At 65.0% G+C, this 22,096-nt stretch carries 19 protein-coding genes; all 19 read left to right on the top strand.

Annotation, left to right across the window (positions count from 1 at the left end):
* Positions 1-672 (top strand): FHA domain-containing protein (locus E3O25_RS10400; RefSeq protein WP_134361085.1); only part of this gene is annotated, 672 nt, incomplete at its 5' end.
* A gap of 3 nt (positions 673-675) precedes the next feature.
* A complete protein-coding gene (locus E3O25_RS10395; protein ID WP_134361084.1) occupies positions 676-1,539 on the top strand; it encodes a PP2C family serine/threonine-protein phosphatase in 864 nt (287 codons plus the stop codon).
* A gap of 16 nt (positions 1,540-1,555) precedes the next feature.
* A complete protein-coding gene (locus tag E3O25_RS10390; RefSeq protein WP_134361083.1) occupies positions 1,556-2,296 on the top strand; it encodes a hypothetical protein in 741 nt (246 codons plus the stop codon).
* 69 nt (positions 2,297-2,365) lie between these two features.
* Positions 2,366-4,024, top strand: a complete 1,659-nt coding sequence (locus E3O25_RS10385) for a hypothetical protein (protein WP_134361082.1) — start codon at positions 2,366-2,368, stop codon at positions 4,022-4,024.
* Between the two features lie 83 nt (positions 4,025-4,107).
* Positions 4,108-5,997, top strand: a complete 1,890-nt coding sequence (locus E3O25_RS17145) for a hypothetical protein (RefSeq protein WP_194085947.1) — start codon at positions 4,108-4,110, stop codon at positions 5,995-5,997.
* A 206-nt stretch (positions 5,998-6,203) separates the two neighbouring features.
* Positions 6,204-7,874, top strand: a complete 1,671-nt coding sequence (locus E3O25_RS10375; RefSeq protein ID WP_092107181.1) for a GspE/PulE family protein — start codon at positions 6,204-6,206, stop codon at positions 7,872-7,874.
* On the top strand, positions 7,861-9,036 hold the full coding sequence (locus E3O25_RS10370) for a type IV pilus twitching motility protein PilT (RefSeq protein WP_174721731.1): 1,176 nt from the start codon (positions 7,861-7,863) through the stop codon (positions 9,034-9,036). Before E3O25_RS10375 ends, E3O25_RS10370 begins: the two co-directional genes overlap by 14 nt.
* Entirely contained in the window at positions 9,036-10,265 is a 1,230-nt protein-coding gene (locus E3O25_RS10365; protein WP_092107183.1) for a type II secretion system F family protein, read from the top strand. The genes E3O25_RS10370 and E3O25_RS10365 overlap by 1 nt, the downstream gene beginning before the upstream one ends.
* A gap of 161 nt (positions 10,266-10,426) precedes the next feature.
* The gene (locus E3O25_RS10360; RefSeq protein ID WP_134361081.1) at positions 10,427-10,846 is read left to right on the top strand and encodes a prepilin-type N-terminal cleavage/methylation domain-containing protein; all 420 of its coding nucleotides are present in this window, start codon (positions 10,427-10,429) and stop codon (positions 10,844-10,846) included.
* A 45-nt stretch (positions 10,847-10,891) separates the two neighbouring features.
* Positions 10,892-11,287 carry a type II secretion system protein gene (locus tag E3O25_RS10355; protein WP_166806011.1) on the top strand — a complete coding sequence of 132 codons (396 nt, stop codon included), beginning with the start codon at positions 10,892-10,894 and terminating at the stop codon, positions 11,285-11,287.
* Between the two features lie 7 nt (positions 11,288-11,294).
* Entirely contained in the window at positions 11,295-11,888 is a 594-nt protein-coding gene (locus E3O25_RS10350) for a hypothetical protein (protein WP_134361079.1), read from the top strand.
* On the top strand, positions 11,876-13,396 hold the full coding sequence (locus E3O25_RS10345; protein ID WP_134361078.1) for a hypothetical protein: 1,521 nt from the start codon (positions 11,876-11,878) through the stop codon (positions 13,394-13,396). The genes E3O25_RS10350 and E3O25_RS10345 overlap by 13 nt, the downstream gene beginning before the upstream one ends.
* Complete coding sequence (locus E3O25_RS10340) at positions 13,389-14,216, top strand: A24 family peptidase (protein ID WP_092107193.1); 828 nt, start codon at positions 13,389-13,391, stop codon at positions 14,214-14,216. Before E3O25_RS10345 ends, E3O25_RS10340 begins: the two co-directional genes overlap by 8 nt.
* Before the next feature lie 82 nt (positions 14,217-14,298).
* Entirely contained in the window at positions 14,299-15,993 is a 1,695-nt protein-coding gene (gene pilM / locus E3O25_RS10335) for a type IV pilus assembly protein PilM (protein ID WP_134361077.1), read from the top strand.
* 3 nt (positions 15,994-15,996) lie between these two features.
* Complete coding sequence (locus tag E3O25_RS10330; RefSeq protein ID WP_134361076.1) at positions 15,997-16,605, top strand: hypothetical protein; 609 nt, start codon at positions 15,997-15,999, stop codon at positions 16,603-16,605.
* Between the two features lie 153 nt (positions 16,606-16,758).
* Positions 16,759-18,426: a GspE/PulE family protein gene (locus E3O25_RS10325; RefSeq protein WP_092107199.1), complete on the top strand. Its 1,668-nt coding sequence runs from the start codon at positions 16,759-16,761 to the stop codon at positions 18,424-18,426.
* A 231-nt stretch (positions 18,427-18,657) separates the two neighbouring features.
* Positions 18,658-20,115, top strand: coding sequence for a type IV pilus twitching motility protein PilT (locus E3O25_RS10320; RefSeq protein ID WP_304988809.1), 1,458 nt, complete (start codon positions 18,658-18,660; stop codon positions 20,113-20,115).
* Positions 20,115-21,344: a type II secretion system F family protein gene (locus E3O25_RS10315; RefSeq protein ID WP_092107201.1), complete on the top strand. Its 1,230-nt coding sequence runs from the start codon at positions 20,115-20,117 to the stop codon at positions 21,342-21,344. The genes E3O25_RS10320 and E3O25_RS10315 overlap by 1 nt, the downstream gene beginning before the upstream one ends.
* A 279-nt stretch (positions 21,345-21,623) precedes the next feature.
* Entirely contained in the window at positions 21,624-22,073 is a 450-nt protein-coding gene (locus tag E3O25_RS17765) for a type II secretion system protein (RefSeq protein WP_092107203.1), read from the top strand.
* The last annotated feature ends 23 nt before the right edge of the window (positions 22,074-22,096 follow it).

Genomic DNA, 22,096 nt, shown 5'->3' with positions numbered 1-22,096 from the left:
CCCGTTCTCGCCGCCCCGCCGGCCCCGCCGGTTCTCGCCGCACCGCCAGCACCGCCAGCCCCGCCAGCCCCGCCAGCCCCGCCGGCAGAGCCGGCGAACCCGTGGGCTCCGCCGGCACCGGTCGTTCAGGCCAGCGCAGCTCCGGTACCCGCTCCGCCCGCTGAGCCAGCCGCGGCTGTCGCTTACGCGGCATCCGTTGCAGCAGTACCCGCCGCCGTCACGACCGCCGTCCTGCCCGCCGCTGTCACCCCGGTTGCAGCCCCGGCCGGTGCAAACACTCACGACGACGGGGTCGACCAGGACGACGACCTCGACGAGACCATGATCGTGGTGCGCCGCATGAAGCCGTGGACCCTCGAAACCGAACACGGTCTCAAGGTCTCGCTCACCAAACCGGTGGTGCTGCTCGGGCGCAACCCCACGCGCGGCGGCGCACACGCGGACGCCCAATTGGTGCCGCTGCACGACCCGGGCAAGACCGTGTCGAAGACCCACGCCCGGCTCGACTTCGTTGAGGGAGTCTGGGGTATCAGCGATCTGCAGTCCACGAACGGTGTCGTTCTCATCGACGGTGGCGGCGTGGAGAACGAGCTCGATGCGGGTGCGAGTGCAGCCCTGACCGATCGGTTCCTGCTGGGGGAGCTCGCCGCGCGCATCTACCTGGAGGCCTGAGCCATGACCCAACTCGCCGACCAGCGGGCCACCAGCGCCGGGGTGTCGCTGCAGTGCGGCTGGCGCACCGACGTCGGCCGCAAACGCACTGAGAACGAAGACTCGCTGCTGGCTTCTCAGCCAGTGTTCATTGTCGCCGACGGCATGGGCGGCCTCGAAGCCGGTCAGCGCGCGAGCGCCGCCGTGATTGCGGAATTCCAGGGTTGCGTCGGCCGCACCGCCGTGCCGGCCGGCGACGTGGTGGCCGCCGTCGAACGCGCGCACGCCGCGGTGCGAATCGTGTCGGATTCGACCGGGCGCGGTGCCGGCAGCACCCTGACCGGCCTGGTGCTCATCGACCACGAGAACGCCCCGCAATGGCTCATCGTGAACGTGGGCGACTCCCGCGTCTACCGCCTGCACGGCGGGGAGTTGCAGCAGCTCACCGTTGACCACTCCCTCGCCCAGGAACTCATCGACGAAGGCTCACTGCTCAAAGCGGATGTCGCCACCTTCGCCCGCAAGAACGTCATCACCCGCGCGATGGGCGCCGATAACAGCAATGCCGACTACTGGCTGCGCCCGGTCGTGACCGGCGAACGATTGCTCGTGTGCTCCGACGGGCTGAGCGGTGAACTCTCCGATGAGGCCATCAAGGCCGGCCTGACCCTCGGCGGCAGCACCCAGCAGACGGCAGACGCGTTGCTCGCCGGAGCCCTGGAACACGGCGGCCGCGACAACGTGTCGGTGATCGTGATCGATGTCATCGCCGGCGGGGTCAACTCCTGGCACGGCGTAGCCATCGGCGACGACCAGTCCGACACCATCGACACCCGCACCGAAGACACCCGACCGGTACAACGGGTGGCCCGCAATGCAGCCCGCTGATCCAGGGCAGCCTGCCGTGCAGCCCGCAGACGATGACCTCGACGAGGCCACCAGAATCGTGCGCCGGGGCAGTCCGCGGCACGGCGCGGCGGCCCCGGAACCGAGCATCAACAGCGAACCCGACGACAGCAGCGACTCCGACGACAGCAGTCAGCCCGATGACGAGGCCGGCCTCGACGACGACACCGTCATCGTGCAGCGCACGACAGACGAACGCACCGTCATCGTGCAGCGCGAGACCGATGAACGCACCCGCATCGTGCAGCGTGCGGGTGACGAACACACCCGCCGCGTGGCACGACGGCCCCGGGTCGGCGGCGAGCCGGGCAATGCCGTCGACAACGCCGACAACGCCGACAACAACGCCGACGACGCCACAGTGCGTTCGCCCCGCGGCAACACGGCCGCCGATACCCTGCTGAGCAGTCGGCGGGCGGCCGCTCCCGCGCACACCCCCGTCGCTGACGCGCTGCAACGCCGCTATGAACCACCGCAAGTGCAGAGCGGTGCGAGTGTGCGCTACGCGGCGCGTCCGACACCGGCGATCGTCGCACCGAGAGCCCCGCTCCCCGTGAGCGACCCGCAGCCCGATCTGGCCCGGCTGCGTCTCGCCGACGCCGCCGCTGAGATTCGCGAGCACGCCGCCGCCGTGAAGCGTCGTCGTCGCCGATTCACCCTGGTCGCGATCATCTCGACCACAGGTGTGGTGGTACTCGCCGCCGCCGCGTATACCGTCTTCACCGTTCTCACCTGGTGACGCCGAACCGCGCCGCCCCAGACTTCTGCACCCTTCCGCCAGCACCGAGAACCTAGGAGCTCCCCTCTCGTGACAGATTCCACCTCCCCCCTCTTTCGGGAAGCCGCCGACCCGGCCACCCCGCAGGCCCGGCTCGCCGAGATCGCCGCAGCCCATCACGATCTGCACCTTGTCATTGCGGCGAACCCGTCCTGCTATCCGGCCCTGATCGAGTGGATGCTCCAGCTCGGCACCATCGCGCCCGTCGCGCCCGCAACGCCCGTCATCCCGGAGCCGGTGCTCACCGAAGAGGCCGCCGCTGTGCCCGCCGCTGCCGTACCCGCCGCCGTTGGTCAGGCCGCCGCGTCGCCGACCGGTCTGCCGACTGAGCCGGCGGCATCCGCTGTGCCGAATCCCTTCGCACCGTCGGCCTCCGCCGCGGCGCCGAGGTCGACGCCAGCCCCGGGCCAGGATGCACGCGGCCAGTCCGCGCGGCGTCCGCGCAAGAAACTGCTGATCTGGAGCTCGATCGGTGTCGTCGTGCTGCTGATCGCCGGTGGAGGCGTGTGGGCGTACGGAGCCATCTTCTCCAAACTCGGCGGCGCATCCTCGCCGACGGCAGCGGTGCAGAAACTGCTCGAGGGCACCGCCGATATGGACCTGGTCAGCCTGTACGGTTCGTTGTCTCCCGCCGAGATCGAGTCGTTCAAGGCGCCGATCGACCAGCTCGGCACCATGGCCATGGACGACGAAAACGGCGACCCGGTCGACATGCCCGCGCTCATCAACACGGTCGTCGACAGTCTGAACATCACCCTGACCGGGCTGGAACTCGAGTCCGAAGACATCGAAGACGGCGTTGCGGTGGTCACCATCACCGCGGGCGAAATGACCATGAACGGCGATGCCGAAACGATCACCGACGCCTACCTCGAGGTCGTGGCTCCGCAGCTGCGGCTGCAGCAGCAATCCTTCGGCTATGACGACAGCGACACCGATGCGATGATCGCAGACCTGCGCGAATCCTCGATCGACGAGCTGAACGACATGCTGCCGTTCACGCAGTCGGCCGCCGACCTGGCCGAGGAGCTTGGCCACGACGCCGCCGTCGTCACCGTGCGTGAGGGCGGCTCCTGGTACGTCAGCCCGCTGCTCACCGCCGGCGAGAACCTACTGCAGGGCGGATCGCAAACCCGCGGCAGCCTGGTCGCCGCCGACGACGTGGCCGCCTTCGACACCGGTGACGCTGCCGCCGAGGGCTTCGCAGAGGCCGTCATCGCGTTCGGCGAGAACGGCGACTACGGCGACCTCGCCGCCGTACTGCCCGAATCCGAACGCCGCTTTCTCAGCCTCTACGGTGACGCGCTCATGCCCACCGATGGCGGCGGCGACTACGACAACCTGACGATCACCGATTTCGCCGTGACCCCGCAGGTCGAGGGCACGACGGCACGCCTCGACATCGACAGCATCGTGATCGAGGGCGACGGCTATGACTGGCCGTACCGCACCGAATTCTCCGGGGTGTGCGTCACCACCGATTCGGGGTACTCCTCGTTCGACGGATGCCTCGACGACGTTCCCGCGATGAAGGAACTCGGCGCGGGCAGCTGGCGGGTTCTCGCCGTGCAGGAGCAGGGCGGATGGTTCGTCAGCCCCCTGCGCACCATCGCCGACGTGACCGGAATCGCCGTGGAAAAGCTCGTGAAGCTCAGCCAGGACGGCGAGCTCGACCGGCTCTATCAGTAACACCGTCGCAGCACAGCATCCACTCGACACGCAGCCACTCGACACGCAGCCACACGACGCCAGACCGAAGACAGAGGACCCAGATGACCTTCGACCCCACCCAGCAGCCGCCGGCTGCTGCGCACTACGTCGCGCCGGCTGCGCCCGCTGCGCCCCAGTACGCAGCGCCCGTCGCCCCGCAATACGCCGCCCCGCAGTTCGCCGCACCCCAGTACGCTGCCCCCCAGTACACGCAGCCGCCCGCCCGCCCGAACCCGTTCGCCGGCATCCCGGCGTCTGACTGGGCGCGCGACGGCGGTGCGCTGCTGTTGCTGCTGATCTCCCTGGCCCTGCCATGGATGTTCAGTACCGAGACTTACAGCATGAGCGAATCGATCGGCGCGACCGGCCGCATCGAGGTTATTTTGATCACGCTGCTGTCACTGTTCTCGCTCAGCTTCACCTACCTGCTGCGGGCCGGCGTGTTCGGTGCCGGGGTCGGGCTCGCCCAGATCTGGTTGATTCGACTGCTCGTCAACGTGCCCTATGCGCTCCTCGTGCTGGGCTTCATGCTCGTCGACATCTTCACGACCGATCAAACGACCGGCGTCGGGTACGCAGCCGCCTTCGGACTGGCCGGCGCCTTCCTCGCCGCCCAACCGCGTGCAGCAGAACTCGTCGGAATCGTCGGCGCGCACCCGATCGTTCGACTCTGGTACCGCATCGTGATCGGCTACGGCGTGGTCGTGGCGCTGACCGTGCTGGGCGGGATCGGTTTCGGAATCGTGGCGACGACATCCGCTGAGGTCACCGGCCTGGTGCTGCTCACCGCCATCGTCGCCGTGCTCGCCGGTGCGGCCGCCGCGCTGCTGCCGATCTACGGCATCGTGCGCGGCAGTGCGACCTGGCTCACCATCGCCCGCGCGCTGGGCGCGACCGCCATCGGCGTCATCACCATCGACGCCTTCACCGACCATCTGCTGTCGGTCAGCGGCATCGAATCGCTCAGCTACGGCGGCTACCCGCTCCTTCTGCTCGCCGGCCTGTTCGGCCTGGCCTGCTCGCCGGCCCTCCGCCTCGCGATGGCTCCGACCGCACCGATCAGCACATGGTTCGGGGTTGCCTCGCTCACACTCGTGCTCATCGTCGGCACCGCCGGCCTGAGCCTGCTGCTGGTCATCGCAACCCTCATCGGAAGCGGCGCCGATTCCGGCTCGACCGGTCTGAACATCGGCGCCACCATCGTGCTGTCGATCATCATCGTCGTGGCCATCATCGCCCGCACAACGCTGCGCTCAAACCCGGCCGCCTGCCAGTGGCTCGTGCTCGGCCTCACCGGTCTGATCACCGTTCTCGGCATCGTCTTCGTCGTGCTGCGCGGGCAGAGCATCGCCGACGAGAACCTCGGGCAGCTCTATTCCTGGCTCTTCGAGGGCACGACGTACACTTCGTTCTCGCTGATCATCCTCACCACCGCGGCCACACTGAGCCTGGCCCTGGCCTTCGCGCTGCCCGCACTGGTCTTCTACGCGCTGACCGCTCCGGCCGCCGTGCGCGGCTACTTCGCCCAGTACGGCCCCGTGCGGGCGCAGGCTCCCGCCGCCTTCACCGGCTATGCGGCTGCTGGTCTGCCCGCCCCGGCAGCTGCTGCACCGACCGTGCAAACGGATGCCGCGGCGCCGGCCACACCCGCTGCGGCAGCGCCTGCGTCAGGCGCCCCGGCAGCGGCCACGGCCACGGCCGCGGCGCCGGCTGTTCCGCCGGCATCGCTTGAACCGACGTCCGAACTGCCGATCGAAGCACCGAGCGCTGCCAGCCTGACCGCGTCCGACCCGGCCTCCTCGGCCGCTGAGCTCTACGAGCTCGCTCAGAAGTACCCCGAGGTGTGGCCGCAACTCGCGGGCAACCCGAGCACCTATCCCGACCTGCTCACCTGGTTGGCGCAGTCGCCCGACCCGCTCGTGCAGCAGGCCCTGCGCGCCCGCGCACTTTAGCCGGTTGCGTGCGACGCCCGTCGCGCGCAACCGCAGCAGAACTGCTGCCAATTTTGCTGATCACCCCCCGATTGTGGGTCTGGCCGAGCATTGTCCTCGTCGGATACGTTGAAGTGTCACCCACACACCTCGGGCATCATCACTTGGCGCAGCTGCCTGAGCCAGAGCGATAACCGCAGCAGCGTCACACCTTGGGGGCACGTTTCGTGTCGAGCCTGACAGAGATTTTGATTTCGCACGGCCTGTTGCCGGCCGAACAATCCGACACGCTCTCGGCCGGTGATACCGCCGACGAGACCGCAGTGCGGGCCTTGCTCGCCAGCGGGGTGATTTCCGAGCTGCAGTTCGCTCGGGCCCGCGCCGAGCAGACCAACCTGCCGTTCGTTGAGCTGCTCGACTATCCCGTTGATGAGCTGGCACTGACCAAGGTTCCGGTAGCCATCTGCCACCGCGACGAGGTGCTGCCGATCGGGTTCGACGGCAAACGGCTGATTCTGGCCATGGTCGACCCGGGCAACGTGTTCGCCCTCGACGATGTGCGTGAAACCGCCCGCATGCGCGTGACTCCGGTCGTCGTGGAGCGTTCCGACCTCATGGCCGCGATCTCGCGCTATCACCGCGCCGACGACGAGCTCAACGACCTCACCAACACCTTCGAAGAAGAGCAGGCGGCGCCCGACGACGACTCGCTCAGCGACGCCGAGGCCGCCGAAGACGCCGCGCCCATCGTGCGTTTCGTCAACCTGCTGGTCTCCCAGGCCATCCAGGACAAAGCCTCCGACATTCACATTGAACCGGCCGAACTCAGCCTGCGCATCCGCTATCGCATCGACGGTGTGCTGCACGAAATGCCGTCAGCACCGAAGAACATTCAAAGCGGCGTCATCTCCCGCATCAAGATCATGAGCGAGATCGACATTGCCGAGCGGCGCAAACCGCAGGACGGCCGCATGTCGGTCTCCCACAATGGGCGCAAAATCGACCTGCGTGTTGCCATTCTGCCCACGGTCTGGGGTGAAAAGGTGGTCCTGCGCATTCTCGACAACGCCACCTCGCGCATGAGCATGAACGACCTGAACATGCTCGTGGAGAACCGCGATGAATACAAGATGGCGTACACCAAGCCCAACGGAATGATTCTGGTGACCGGGCCGACCGGGTCGGGCAAGTCCACCACGCTGTACACGACCCTGAGCGCCATCTCCAAACCCGAGATCAACGTGATCACCGTGGAAGACCCGGTGGAATACCGCATGCCGGGAATCAACCAGGTGCAGGTGAACCGCAAGGCGGGCCTCACCTTTGCCGTGGCGCTGCGTTCCATTCTGCGCTCCGACCCCGACGTGGTGCTGCTCGGTGAGATTCGCGACCAGGAGACCGCGAAGATCGCCATCGAGGCTTCGCTCACCGGCCACCTCGTGCTCTCCACCCTGCACACCAACGATGCGCCGAGCGCCATGACTCGCCTGGTCGAGATGGGGATCGAGCCGTTTCTGGTGGGCTCGGCGATCACCTGTGTGGTGGCCCAGCGCCTGGCCCGGCGGCTCTGTGAACGCTGCAAGGTCGTCGATCGTCGCGACCAGCACGAACTCGCCGGCCTCGGTTTCGGCCACAACCACACCGACACCCCGCCGACCATCTACGTGCCGAGCGGATGCACCGCCTGCTCGCACACGGGATACCGCGGCCGGGTCGCGGTGCACGAAGTGATGACGGTCTCCCCCGAAGTGGAACGCCTCACCATCGCGCGTGCCTCCAGCGGGGAGATCGCCGCCGCCGCCCGCAAACAGGGCATGATCACCCTGCTCGACGACGGCTGGGCCAAGGTACGCCTCGGCCTGACCTCGATTGACGAGGTGTTGCGTGTCGTCGCCTGACCCCGACCTGCTGGCCGCGCTGCACGAGGTTCTCGAACGCGGGGCCTCGGATCTGCACGTCACCGTCGGAGCCGCTCCGCGCATCCGGATCGACGGCACCCTGTGTGCCATCGAGGGAGACCAGGAATGGCCGGTTGAAAAGGTCTCCTCGGCCCTGTACAGCCTGCTGACCCCGCAGGAACGCGCCACCTTCGACCGTGACCTCGAACTCGACTTCGCCTACACGGCCGGCGGGGCCCGCTTTCGGGTCAACTACTACCTGCAGCGTAATTCGGTGGGCGGGGCCTTTCGACTGATTCCGCGTGAGATCAAATCGCTGGCCCAGCTCGGGGTGCCCGAGACGGTCGCCCGGTTCGCTCACCTTCCGCGCGGCCTCGTTCTGGTGACCGGTCCCACCGGTTCGGGTAAGTCCACGACCCTGGCCGCGCTCATCGACGTGGTCAACCGCACCAGGGCCGACCATATCGTCACCGTCGAAGACCCGATCGAGTTCATGCACAAGCACCGTATGTCGCTCGTGAACCAACGCGAGGTGGGCCATGACACGCACAGCTTTGCTGACGCGCTCAAACACGTGCTGCGGCAAGACCCGGATGTCATTCTGATCGGCGAATTGCGCGACCTCGAAACCATTTCGGTGGCCCTGACCGCCGCCGAAACCGGGCACCTCGTGTTCGCCACCCTGCACACGCAGGATGCCGCCCAGACCATCGACCGCCTGATCGATGTGTTTCCGCCGCACCAGCAGGCGCAGGTGCGCACGCAGCTCGCCATCACCCTGATGGGCGTGGTCTGCCAGACGCTCGTGAAGAAGATCGGCGGCGGCCGGGTGGTGGCCACCGAGGTGCTCGTCACCACGCCGGCGGTCTCCAACCTCATTCGGGAAGGCAAGATCCACCAGCTGAGCACGGCGATGCAGTCCGGGCGCGCGCTCGGCATGCACACCATGGATCAGCACCTGGCCGACCTCGTCAATAACGGCGTCATCACCCGCGAGGTGGCCGAGGAACAGGCGCAAGACACCATCGGCCTCGACCAGCTCATCCACCGGGTCGGTGCACCCGCCGGCGCCGATCACCGCAGCGCCAACATCGATTTCGGCACCGGCGCCCGCGCCGCGAACATCGACTTTCACGATGCCTACTCCGACGGAGGCTTGTAATGGACAGCACGCTGTCCTGGGCCTACCGCGGGCGGGACTCGACCGACAAGGTCGTCAAGGGGCGGCTCACGGCCAAGACCGAAGGCGCCGCGATTCTGCGCCTGCGCTCGCTCGGCCTGTCGCCCATCTCCATCGTGGAGGTGGCGGCCAAGACCGGGCTGAACCGCGACATTCGTATTCCCGGCATCAGCCGTGGTGTGAGCCTGAAAGACCTCGCCGTGATGAGCCGCCAGATGGCCACCATGACCTCGGCGGGGCTCACCCTGCTGCGCACCCTGTACATCCTGGCCGAGCAGACCACGCAGACGCAGCTGGCCGCGGTGCTCACGACCATTCGCACCGACGTCGAGACCGGGCTGTCACTCTCCGACGCCATGGTGCGACACAAAACGGTGTTTCCGCCCATCATGATCAACCTCGTGAAGGCCGGCGAAACCGGCGGGTTTCTCGAAGACTCCCTCAACTCCATCGCCGAGAACTTCGAGGCCGAGGTGAAACTGCGCGACACGATCAAATCGGCTCTCGCCTACCCGGTTATCGTGCTGATCATGGCCGTCGTGGCGGTGATCGGCATGCTCATCTTCATCGTGCCGGTGTTCGAGGGCATGTTCGCCGACCTCGGTGGTGCGCTGCCGCTGCCCACCCAAATTCTGGTGGTGCTGTCGGGCCTCATGGTCTGGCTGACTCCGGTGCTGATCGTGCTCGGCGTGGTGTTCGCGTTCTGGTGGCGCAAGAACAAACACACCGACCGCGTGCGCCGCATCATCGACCCGGTCAAGCTCAAGCTTCCCGTGTTCGGCGACCTGCTCACCAAGCTCGCCGTGGCACGGTTCAGTCGCAACTTCGCCACCATGATCGGGGCCGGCGTGCCCATTCTGCAGTCGCTCGCCATTGTGGGGGAGACCTCGGGCAACTGGGTGGTGGAGAACGCACTGCGCAAGGTGCAGAGCTCGGTGAGCCTCGGTCGCTCCATCGCCGGGCCGCTGTCGCTCGAGCCGGTGTTTCCCGCCATGGTCACGCAGATGATCGCCGTGGGAGAAGACGCGGGAGCCCTGGAACAGATGCTCACCAAGATCGCGGACTTCTACGACCAGGAGGTGCAGGCCACCACCGAGCAGCTCACCGCGCTCATTGAACCGCTCATGATCGCCTTTATCGGCATCGTCATTGGCGGCATGGTCGTAGCGCTGTACCTGCCCATGTTCACCATCTTCGACTACGTGAAATAACGTCAATCACCCGCGTTGAAGACTGGCCGATTTGTAGCCCTTTTTGGGGTATCGAGGGGCAGGTTTTTCGCTGATGGGGGTGCATTTAAGACGTAGCCTTTTGGGTATAGGGGCTTATGGGCTTCCTGCTAAAAACGTTCATCAACGCAAAGGATTCACGCATGATTCGCACACTGACTTCGGGTCTCGCGCGTAGGCGCGCCACCCTCGGCACCAAGGACAAAGGCTTCACCCTCATCGAGCTGCTCGTCGTGGTGCTCATCCTCGGCGTGCTCTCCGCCGTCGCCATCCCGATCTTCATCGGCCAGCAGGACAAGGCAAAAGATAGCGCCGTAGCGGCACAGATCACCGGTGCCAAGGTCGCCGTCGTTGCCTTCTACACCGAAAAGGGCGTTCTTCCGACCGCAGCTCAGTTCACCACCGGACTAGACGGCTACTCGACCTCGCCGGATATCGCTGTTACGTATTCCCCTATAGCTACTTCCACATTTTCAATCGTTGGCACTTACGGCAAGGGTGGGACGGGAACCTCCAATTCGCACACGATAACCGCGACAACTTCGGCTACGAAGACGCCGTAATCGTTAGGGGAGTCACTTCCGGGTGCGTTTAGAAAGATCATTAGTGTGTCGAAATCAGTCATCTGCGATGAATATCGGACCTGTGAGCGCGGGTTCGGCATTATCGAGATTGTCGTCTCGATGCTTCTGCTCGGGCTGCTGGCCATCGGCTTTCTCCCGCTGTTGATGCAGTCGATGCGGGTGTCGGCAACAAATGCCACACTCGCAACGGCCACGCAGCTGGTCGAGATGCAGATGGAACAGATTCGGGACCTTGACCCGACCTGCCAGACGTTGAAAACCTTCAAGCCGACGCCACCCACTGACATTCGGCTGACCGCCACGGTTGACGTCGTCTGTCCGGCTGTGGGTGAAGTGCAAACGGCGAGGGTTGTGGTTTCGGTCTCTGATGCCACCGGGGTCGTATCGCAGGCCGTGACATTGATCTATGTACTGAGCTAGGCAGGCAATGTTCAAACCGCGCACGGCACCGATCACCGAGCAGGGCTTCACCCTCGTGGAGCTGCTGGTCTACTCGGCCTTTTCCGTGATCATACTTTCCCTGGTCGGCGGCATGCTCATTTCCTCCCTCGCCGCACAGAAAACAATTGTGTCCCGGGCAGAAGCGTCAACCACCGGCCAGCTCCTCTCCCAGTCCATCCATGGCGGCGTGCGCAACGCCTCCGCGATGCAGGTCATCGAGGATGGCCAAATGCTCGTTGTCGCCACGGCAAAAGACGGCAAGGAGGAGGCCGGGGAATTCTGCCAGGCGTGGGTCTACATTGAGGCCGACAACGCCGTGTACTACCAGCGAGCCGCGGCTGGTAAGGCCAACTACATCACCACTCCGATCGCGGGAGACCTCGAAGGGTGGCTGATGCTCGGCGACGGCATCACCCCGAACGATTCTGCCAAGCCGTTCTTCGTCAGCCTCGGTACTCCCCCCAACGAAGTTGCCGTTTCTTTTCTGGTCGATACTGGCAGTGACAATTCACCCGTCCTATTCGAATCGACCACCATCGCCCGCCAACCTGAAACGGGGTCATCCGCGTGCTTCGACTGAAAAGGCTCAACTCACCTGAACCAGAGCGGGGGAGCAGCCTGCTCGCGGTCATCGGAGTGATGGCCGTCTTCGCCATCATCTCCGTCACCATTGTCGGCTCGACCATGTCGGCGATCCGCGTCAGCAGCTCAACGCAGGCCGGCGTACAGGCGCAGGCCGCTGCCGAGGCTGGCATCGACGCCACTGCGGCTCTATTGTCTACGGCCCCCTGCACGAGTGCACTCATTCAGTCAATCGGCGTTCCGAAATACTCGGTGACTTTGTCTTATCAGGTCGGCTCGGACGAGTGGAAGGAGGGCTGCGCACCGGCGAACGCTTCGCTGATTCGAGTCGTCTCGACGGGCACAGCCGAAGCCACAGGAAGCGTAGTCGATCCGTCAGACACGCGTATGGTTGAAGCCATTTACTCCGTGAAGACGTCGGGATCCGCCAAGACCGGCGGCATCGCCATTTACGCCGATCTGGGCTTCTCCGTCATCGAGTCTGTGACGATTCACGCCAAAGATTCCACAATTTACGTTCATGAGGGAAACGCAAGTTGCATCAGCTCGGGCGCGAACAATGTGGACATCATCGTCAAGGCGGGCGACGTAACTCTCGGAGAATCCTGCGGCATATTCGGCGACGTGTGGGCTTCCGGCGCAGTCAAAGTCGAAGGTTCGTCAATCATTCACGAGAGCTTGATTGCTGCGAAACTAAACACACTGTCCACGGCGCAGGTGATCGGCAATGTTTGGGTTTCAGGAAAAGCAACCATTGGACTTGGCACGAAGATCGGGGGCACTCTCACGGCTGGTTCTGTAGCAGGCCTTCTTGGTTCGATTCTCAGCGTCCTAACGGCGTCGGGAAGCCAGCCTCCTCCTGTATCCAACGTCGCGGATCCTGGGTGGTTCGAACTCAACTACAAGTACAGCAACAACCCGAACAAGATCAGGGTACAAAGTCCGAAAGATCAGGCGCACTGGAAATCCTTTGAGAGCGTGTATCGAATTGAAGGTGTGTGCGGCTTGCCGGAATTGCAGGCGGCCGCCGACAGCCTCGCCGGCCGTCCGGGTATCATCGAATGCGCGGCCGGAGTTGACGTGGCAAGCGCTGGCGTACTCACGCTAGGCAGCGACATCGCGGTTATCGCCGAGAGTTTCAAATTTCGTGAGAGCGCGCAGATCAATTCCGCTGCGAAACATAAACTCTGGTTGGTCACTCCGGACGGATCACCCAACAACAAGCCGACCTGCAACGCGAAGGACGGTCCTTTCGTAGTCAGCCAGTCCTTCAAGGTGAACCCCAATGTTGATGTGATGGTCTATTCGCCCTGCGCCGTAGACATCTCCACGTCAACTCAGTGGCGTGGCCAGATCTGGGGCGGCACCGTGCACCTGGGCACATCCGGCGTCTACACCTACGCTGAAGTAGGGTTTCCGGGTGCGCCTTCGACCGGTGGTGCGGGAACCCCCTCGGGAACGGTTACCCTGGGCCCGCGAGACTCGATTCGGGATGTGAATGGCTAGCGTATTCGTCGTCATCGTGGGGTTCTTCGGCGCGCTCATCGGGTCGTTCCTCAACGTCGTGATCTACCGGGTGCCGGCCAAGAAGTCCATCGTGTCGCCGCCGAGCGCCTGCGGCAGCTGCGGAGCGCGCATCCGGCCGTGGGACAACATTCCGGTCGTGTCGTGGTTCATTCTGCGCGGCCGCTGCCGCGACTGCGGCGCGCACATCTCGGCGCGCTACCCGGCGGTCGAGCTCGGCACGGCGCTGTTCTTCGCGGCGGTGGCCTGGTGGGTCGCCGCAACCGTCACTCTGCCGCTCCAGACGCCCGACCTGCTCGCGCTGATCCTCCTGGCCGTCGCCTTCCTCTACCTCGCGAGCATCAGCGTGGCCCTCGCGCTGATCGACCTCGACACCCATACCCTGCCCAATGCCATCGTGCTGCCGGCCTATCTCGTGGGGGGAGCGTTGCTCGCCGCATCCGCTCTGCTGGCGGGCGAGCCGGGCCGCCTGCTTAGCGCGGCTATCGGCGGCGGCGGCCTGTTCGCGCTGTACCTCGCGCTGGCGCTCGTGCGGCCCGGCGGCATGGGCCTCGGCGATGTGAAACTGGCCGGTGTGCTCGGCCTCTACCTCGGCTGGCTCGGCTGGGGCGCACTCTTCGTCGGAGCATTCGGTGCGTTTCTGCTCGGCGGGGTGTTCGGCCTGCTGCTGATGGCCTCACGCAAGGCCGGCCGCAAGAGCAGCATTCCCTTCGGCCCGTGGATGCTGCTCGGCGCCTGGCTCGGCATCTTCGCCGGCGACCAGCTCGCCACCGGCTATCTCGCACTCTTCGGGTTGGCCTGAGCGGATGCCCGGCGCCACCCAGCACGCAGCACCCGTTTTCCAGACACCACGAACCCCTGAAACCCTGTAGGAGGCAGACGCAATGAGATCTCGCGTCGTCGGAATCGACATCGGCACCTCAACCGTTCGCGCTGTTGAACTGAGCGGGGCCGACACAGACACCCCCACCCTGCTGCACTATTTCGAAGAACCGTTGCCGGTGGGCGCCGTGTTCCGCGGCGAGGTCATCGACGTTGAGATCGTCGCGGCGGCGCTCAAACGCATGTGGGGTGCCGACAAATTCTCCAGCCGCGATGTGGTGGTCGGCATGGGAAACAGCCGGGTGGTCGCGCGCAATCTCAGCGTTCCCAGCATGTCGATGCGGCGTATTCGGGAATCTCTGCCGTTTCAGGTGCAGGACCTGCTGTCGTTTCCGGTGAAAGACGCCCTGCTCGACTTCTACCCCATTTCGGAGACTGCCGGCGAGGGTGATAGCGGGCCGCAGATCAAGGGCCTGTTGATTGCCGCAGCCAAAGACGTGGTCGCGGCCAACCTCAAGGTGGCCAAGGTGGCCAAGCTGTCGGCGATCGCGGTGGATCTCATGCCGTTCGCCCTGAGCCGTGCCATCACCCACGGCACAAACACCGACCGCGTGATCGCGCAGATCGACGTGGGCTCGGGCAAGACCAGCGTCGTCATCACCGACGGTGGTATTCCGCAGTTCGTGCGGTTGCTGCCGGCCGGTGGCAACGACCTCACCAAGGCCCTCAAGACCCAGCTGGGCATCGATGAAGAGGCCGCCGAAAGCCTCAAACGCACCGTCGGCCTGACCCGGTCGCCCGAGCCACACCAGGAGGAGGCCGCGTCGATCATTCGGGAGGTCACCTATGACCTGCTCGAGGGCCTGCGCAACACCCTGAGCTATTTCAGCAACAGCCGCCTCGATCTCACCGTGACGCAGATCGTGCTCACCGGCGGCGGTACCCACCTGCTCGGTTTCGATGCGGCGCTGAGTGAGCTGGCCAAGCTGCCCATTGTCTTCGCTGACCCCACCGGAATCGGCGTGGGGAGCGAACTCGACCCGGTGGCGCTGCGGGCCACCCAGAGCACCTTCCTGGTGGCCGTCGGTCTGGCGCTCGGCAGTCGGGTGGGTGTCAGCCTCGAGACGAAGATCGGTGGTGAACCCCGCGCCGACCTGATGCCGCCCGAGGTTGCGGCAGGTCGGCACGCCAAGGGTCTGCGGCGCCGCCTGGCCGTCGCAGTGGGCGTTGTGCTTGCAGCGGTGCTCGTGGGGATGTTGTTCGTCGCGAGTCTGGCCGGTACCGGTACCGCCGACCTAAAAATCGCCCAACATCGCACGGCCCTTCTGCACGGTGAAGAGAACCAATTCTACGAACTGAACAAAGTAGAAAATGACCTTGCCAAGTCGAATGCCGCCCACGAAATTGCGGTAGCCGAGCAGATCGATTGGCAAGAACAGCTCGGTGCGGTGACTGATGCCCTGCCGGCCGGGGTCACGATCGACTCGGTCACGGTGAGCACGGCCACAGCGGACGCCGGTATTGAAACGGACGTGGTGGTTCCAACGGATGCGGTGGCGACGGTCGAAATGAACTTGACCAGTCCAACCCTTCCGAGTATTCCCGCGTGGCTGGATGCGATGAACGGGCTGGTCGGCTTCGTCGACGCCAGTCCGGGCGCCATGTCACGGTCGGAGACCGGTACCTACAGTGCCACCCTCACGCTGCACCTGAATGACGCCATCTATGTGAGCAATGCTGAAGAAAGCGAGAAATAGCCGATGACGCTCAACAAGGCCATCTCCTATGCTGCTGCCTTCGTGATCGCACTCGTCGTTCTTCTGGGTGGGGTGCTCGTCGTCGTGCCGCAGCTTGAAGCGCTACATGTCGCGCGCACTGCGGTAGACACCATTCAAACTTCCAACCTTGACACGCAGGCGCGCATCGACGACCTCGTGCTGAGGTCGAGCACTATCGGTGGTATCCGAGACGATCTGGCTGCGTTGCAGGCATCGATCCCCGCAAACGTGAACGCATCTGCATTCATCATGCAGCTCGCCACGAGCGCCACGCCGCTCGGTGTCACACTCGAAGAAATCTCGTTGGGGGATCCGCAACCCCCCGCCGTCCCAGTCGCTGCGACCACCACTTCCGATACCGCGCCGGCCACCGTGACCGCACCTTCGGCCCCTTTCCTCGTCATTCCCGTTTCCCTGTCGGTCGGCGGCAGCTATGACGGCGTTCTCGACTTCATCGACGCGCTGCGGCACGGCGAACGCCTCGTCTCGGTCACCGCGTTCGACACCGCTTTCACCGGCGAAGCGGATGCCGTTACGGGAACGATCACCGCCCAAATCTACGTGCTGCCCACGGACGCCGCCACCGACTAGGGTCGAAGACCCCCAGATCGCGGGACTACCCCGCGCTGACGAGCGCCGCTAGCGTAGCGCCACACGCACAACTGGACGGCACCGAACCACCCATTCGGAGCGCCCCGTCTCACTGTTGTGCACCCACAATCCCTACCCGAGGGAGCCTTCAGCGTGACCACCCTGACCGAAATTCTTATTCTGCACGGCGAATTGCCCATTGAAGAACTCGATTCACTGCGCGCCGGCAACCCCGCCGACGACCGAGCCGTGCGCGCCCTGGTGGATCAGGGCATCATCTCGGAGGTGCAGTTTGCGCGCGCGCGGGCCGAGCAGCTCGGTCTGCCCTTCGTTCAGCTGATCGACTTTGCGGTGGAACGGGCAGCGGTGACCCTCGTCACCGCTGCCCTGTGCTCCCGCCACGACGTGCTGCCGCTGAGTGTCAGCGACGGCCACCTCACCCTCGCCATGGTCGATCCCGGCAATGTGTTCGCCCTCGACGACGTGCGCGAGGCGGCGCACTTGCCGGTGCGGCCGGTTGTGGTCGAGCGGGCTGACCTGCGCGCCGCCATCATCCGCTATTACCGGGTCGACGACGAACTGACCGACCTGTCGACGTCGCTCGAGCAGGAACAAGCGCCGGTGACGCCCGTCGAGTTCGGTGCCGCCGATTCGCTTGATGAGGCGCCCATTGTGCGCTTCGTCAATGTGATCGTGAGCCAGGCCATTGCCGATCGGGCCTCCGATATTCACATTGAGCCTGGCGAGCACCACGTGGATGTGCGCTATCGCATCGACGGGGTGCTGCACGAAATGCACAGCGCCCCCAAGAGCACCCAGAACGGTGTGATCTCTCGGCTGAAGATCATGGCCGACATCGATATCGCCGAGCGGCGCAAACCGCAGGATGGCCGCATGTCCGTCACCCATGACGGGCGCAAAATCGACCTGCGGGTGGCGACGCTGCCCACGGTGTGGGGCGAGAAGATCGTCATGCGCATTCTCGACAACTCAACGACCAGTCTGAGCCTGGGCGACCTCAACCTGCTGGAAACCAATCAGGCGGCCTACGAGAAGTCCTATAGCAAGCCCTACGGAATGATTCTTGTGACCGGACCGACCGGATCGGGAAAATCTACCACCCTGTACACGACCGTGAACACTATTGCGCGGCCGCAGATCAACGTGATCACGGTCGAAGACCCGGTGGAATACCGCATGCCGGGCATCAACCAGATTCAGGTGAATATCAAGGCCGGCCTCACTTTTGCCAGCGCCCTGCGCGCCATTCTGCGCTGCGATCCCGACGTGGTTCTGGTCGGTGAGATTCGCGACCGCGAGACCGCCCAGATCGCCATTGAAGCGTCACTGACCGGCCACCTCGTGCTGTCGACCCTGCACACCAACGATGCCCCGAGCGCGATCACCCGGCTGACCGAGATGGGAATCGAACCCTTTCTGGTGGGCAGTGCCCTCGACTGTGTCGTGGCCCAGCGGCTGGCCAGAAGGCTCTGCGATCGGTGCAAGAAGCCGGCCGAACACGACGCCGCTTATCTGGCGAGTGTCAACTTCGTTCTCGAACGCACGCTGCCGGTTGCGACACTGTTTCAGGCAAACGGATGCCAGCACTGTTCGAACACGGGCTACCGCGGTCGCATCGCCATTCATGAGGTCATGATCGTCTCGGAAGAGATTGAGCGGCTCGCCGTGGCGCGCGCGTCGAGCGCTGAAATCGGCCGGGTCGCCCGCACCGAGGGCATGATCTCCCTGCGCCAGGACGGCTGGCAGAAAGTGCAGCTCGGCCTGACCACGATCGAAGAAATTCTGCGCGTCGTGGCCTGACAACACCCGCACGCACCCCCAGATTGCGGGACTACCGCCGAGGGAGCCGCGTCCCTAGCGTTACGCCTTACGCAGACCTTCGCGAGCAAGACTTACCCTCTGGCTTTACTCTCGCAACGGTCTGCACCGGCCGGTCGTCGTCCCTCGACGACCGGCCGCGCACCACCCGCACGGCCGTACCTGTTTTGCGGCAATACGTACCCGACGCTTGCTTTCGAAAAGGATTCGCTCATGGACGACCCGAAAACGTCAGCCCTGTTCACCAGCACCCCCTGGCCTGCGGGCCTGACCGACTTCACTCCGGTCTCTGCCAGTGCCACCGTCAACGCCACGCACGAGGGCGAAGTGCACGTGCTCCCGTCGAAGCGCCGGCGCACTCGAATGGCGCTCCGCAGCATTCCCGAGGATCGCAGACCGTTCGGCGGCCCGACGATGCCCGGCCTGCCCGCGCTGCCCGACGTGCTCGGTGAACCCGACGCCGACCTGATCGAGGCGCTCAACGAGGTCGTGCTGGGACAGGCTTCCGACCTGCACGTTGCCGTCGGCGCCCCGCCGACCATTCGTCGTGACGGTGAGCTGGGTGCCGTGGGCATTTCGCCGGCCTGGTCGAGCGAGAAGATGAGCCTGGCCATCCGCAGCATCCTCACCCGCGCTCAACAGCAGATCTTCGATCGTGACCACGAACTCGACTTCGCGTACACGCTGCGCGCTGCCAACCCGAACGACACTGCCACCAGCCGGTTTCGAGTGAATGTACACCAGCAGCGCGGCGCGCTCGGCGCGGTTTTTCGGCTCATCCCGAGTGAGCTCAAAGACCTCAAAGCGCTCGGCATTCCCGAGTCCGTGGCGGCGTTCTCCGCCCTGCCCCGCGGCCTCGTGCTCGTGGCCGGCCCCACCGGCTCTGGAAAGTCCACCACCCTGGCCGCCCTCGTCGACCTCGTGAACAGCACCCGCTCCGATCACATCGTCACCGTGGAAGACCCGATCGAATTTCTGCACGCGCACAAGAAGTCGCTGGTAACCCAACGCGAGGTGGGGCACGATACGGCGAGTTTCGCATCCGCTCTGAAACACGTACTGCGGCAGGACCCCGATGTGATTCTCATCGGAGAGCTGCGTGACCTCGAGACCATTCAGGTGGCGCTGACCGCCGCCGAGACGGGGCACCTCGTGTTCGCGACGCTGCACACGCAGAGCGCGGCGCAGACCATCGACCGCATCATCGACGTGTTTCCGCCACACCAGCAGAACCAGGTGCGGGCGCAGCTCGCCCAGACTCTGCAGGGCGTGGTCTGCCAGACCCTGGTGAAGTGGGCCAACGGCTCCGGCCGGGTGGCTGCAACGGAGGTACTCGTGACCACGCCGGCCATTGCGAACCTTATTCGCGAGGGCAATACGCACCAGATCGAGTCGATGATGCAGACCGGGCGCGAACGCGGCATGCACACCATGGACCAGCATCTCGCCGAACTCGTGAACACCGGGCAGATCACTCGCAAGGCCGCGCTCGCGAAAGCGCACGATGCCGACGGGCTCGATCTGCTCGTGCATCGCACCGACCCGGTCGCCGGCGGCGGCGGATTCGTCTTCGCCGGCGCGAGTGCCGGGTACAGCGCCCCCGCCAGCGCCGGTTATGCCACCGGCCGCGAGGCCGACTACAACGCCGGGTTCGCCCGGGCAGTGATCTGATGCCGGCGCCCGTCGCCTTCAGCTACACCGGCCGCGACACCACCGGCAAGAACGTGAAGGGCCGCATCGACGGGGTCACCCCGGGGCAGGTGGCGACGCGACTGAACGCGCAGGGCATCGCGCCCGTCTCGATCGCGCCGGCCGCGCCGGCCACCGGCCTGGCGCGGTCCGTCTCGCTGCCGGGCTTCTCCCGCGGCGTTCGCCTGAAAGACCTCGCCATTCTGAGCCGACAGTTCGCCACCATGATCTCGGCCGGACTGTCGCTGCTGCGGGCGCTCCGCATTCTCACGGAGCAGACCGAGAGCAAACCGCTCGCGGCGGTGCTCGCTCTGGTGCGGGACGACGTCGAAGCCGGGCAGTCGATCTCGGAGGCGCTCGCGAAGCATCCGCTCGCCTTCCCGCCGATCATGGTGAACATGGTGCGGGCCGGCGAGACCGGTGGTTTTCTCGACCGGGCGCTCAACTCGATCGCCGAGAACTTCGAGAAGGAGGTCAAGCTGCGCGGCACCATCAAGTCGGCCATGACCTACCCGGTGATCGTGCTCGCCATGTCACTCGCGGCCGTGATGATCATGCTGATCTTCATCGTGCCCATCTTTCAGGACATGTTCGCCGGTCTGGGCGGGGCCCTGCCGCTGCCCACGCAACTGCTCGTGACGATGTCGCAGAGCATGATCTATGTGGTGCCGATCGGTCTCGTGGTGGGCGTCGCGTTTGCCCTGTGGTGGCGCAAGAACAAGCACACGGACCGGGTGCGGCAAACGCTCGACCCCCTGCGGCTGAAACTGCCGGTGTTCGGACCGCTGCAGAAAAAAATCTCTGTGGCCAGGTTCAGCCGCAACTTCGCCAACATGCTCGGCGCCGGCGTGCCCATTCTGCAGGCGCTCAAGATCGTGGGGGAGACCAGCGGCAACTGGGCCATCGAACACGCCCTCACCGAGGTGGCCGAGGGCGTGCGTCGCGGTCAGTCGGTCTCCGAGCCGCTGCAGGAGCATTCGATCTTTCCCGCCATGGTCACCCAGATGATCGCGGTCGGCGAAGACGCGGGCACGCTGCAGCTGATGCTCGACAAGATCGCCGACTTCTACGACCAGGAGGTGCACGCGGCTACCGAACAGCTCACCGCCATGATCGAGCCCCTGTTGATCGCGTTTCTCGGTGTCGTCATCGGCGGCATGGTTATTGCCCTGTACCTGCCCATCTTCAGCATTGCGAGCATGATCAAGTAGGCGGTGATTGCCTTCTGACCCCCGCTCCGGCGGGGGCGTTTGGCGTGCCCGCAGCCGGTTTGATCTGCCCCGTTCGGGTGGCGTTCGTTATGGGGGTGGGTAATACCCAAATCACCCGCAAATGTGGGTCGTGCTCGAGAAATTCTCGCCCCTAATCTGAAGCTCCGATCGCACCCTCGATCGGAAGAATCACCCAGCACCACTTCACAGCTCACAGCATCACGAGTCCTTACCCGGCTCGCTTTCGCACCACCCACTCCAACCCGAATGGATACCCCCATGCTCACTCGCCTGCTCGCTTCCCTCAACCTGCGCCGCGCACGCTTCACCGAGAACCAGAGAGGGTTCACGTTGATCGAGCTGCTCGTCGTCGTGATCATCATCGGAATCCTCGCGGCCATCGCCATCCCGGTCTACCTGGGAGTGCAGAACAACGCCAAGGACGCGAGCGTCAAGAGCGACCTCGCCAACGCCAAGACCGCCATCATCGCGCTGCAGACCGAGACCGGTGCTATGCCGGCCACCGCCCTGTTCACGGCGATGCCGACCATCGCGAGCTACGGCTATACCAAGGGCCCGAACACGACCACGATCACCTACAAGAACCTCTCTACGTCGACCTTCTGCATCGGCGCCACGAGCTCGACTTCGGTCAAGTACTACGTGACCCAGTCCCTCGGCATCACCAACAACACCACCACCCCTGCGCCCACCGGCTGCACCTTCTAAGCCACGCGAGCGGATGCGCCGGC

Origin of the sequence: Cryobacterium sp. TMT1-3, from assembly GCF_004402315.1 — a bacterium.
GTDB lineage: Bacteria > Actinomycetota > Actinomycetes > Actinomycetales > Microbacteriaceae > Cryobacterium > Cryobacterium luteum.
The sequence above is the reverse complement of the archived record's forward strand: the minus strand, read 5'-3'. Positions and strand labels throughout refer to the sequence as shown.

Excerpts from the sequence above, each read along its gene's own strand:
- E3O25_RS10395 (WP_134361084.1), top strand. The coding sequence starts at position 676 with ATGACCCAACTCGCCGACCAGCGGGCCACCAGCGCCGGGGTGTCGCTG.
- E3O25_RS17145 (WP_194085947.1), top strand. The coding sequence starts at position 4,108 with ATGACCTTCGACCCCACCCAGCAGCCGCCGGCTGCTGCGCACTACGTC.
- E3O25_RS10365 (WP_092107183.1), top strand. The coding sequence starts at position 9,036 with ATGGACAGCACGCTGTCCTGGGCCTACCGCGGGCGGGACTCGACCGAC.
- E3O25_RS10360 (WP_134361081.1), top strand. The coding sequence starts at position 10,427 with ATGATTCGCACACTGACTTCGGGTCTCGCGCGTAGGCGCGCCACCCTC.
- E3O25_RS10350 (WP_134361079.1), top strand. The coding sequence starts at position 11,295 with ATGTTCAAACCGCGCACGGCACCGATCACCGAGCAGGGCTTCACCCTC.
- E3O25_RS10340 (WP_092107193.1), top strand. The coding sequence starts at position 13,389 with ATGGCTAGCGTATTCGTCGTCATCGTGGGGTTCTTCGGCGCGCTCATC.
- pilM (WP_134361077.1), top strand. The coding sequence starts at position 14,299 with ATGAGATCTCGCGTCGTCGGAATCGACATCGGCACCTCAACCGTTCGC.
- E3O25_RS10330 (WP_134361076.1), top strand. The coding sequence starts at position 15,997 with ATGACGCTCAACAAGGCCATCTCCTATGCTGCTGCCTTCGTGATCGCA.
- E3O25_RS10320 (WP_304988809.1), top strand. The coding sequence starts at position 18,658 with ATGGACGACCCGAAAACGTCAGCCCTGTTCACCAGCACCCCCTGGCCT.
- E3O25_RS10315 (WP_092107201.1), top strand. The coding sequence starts at position 20,115 with ATGCCGGCGCCCGTCGCCTTCAGCTACACCGGCCGCGACACCACCGGC.
- E3O25_RS17765 (WP_092107203.1), top strand. The coding sequence starts at position 21,624 with ATGCTCACTCGCCTGCTCGCTTCCCTCAACCTGCGCCGCGCACGCTTC.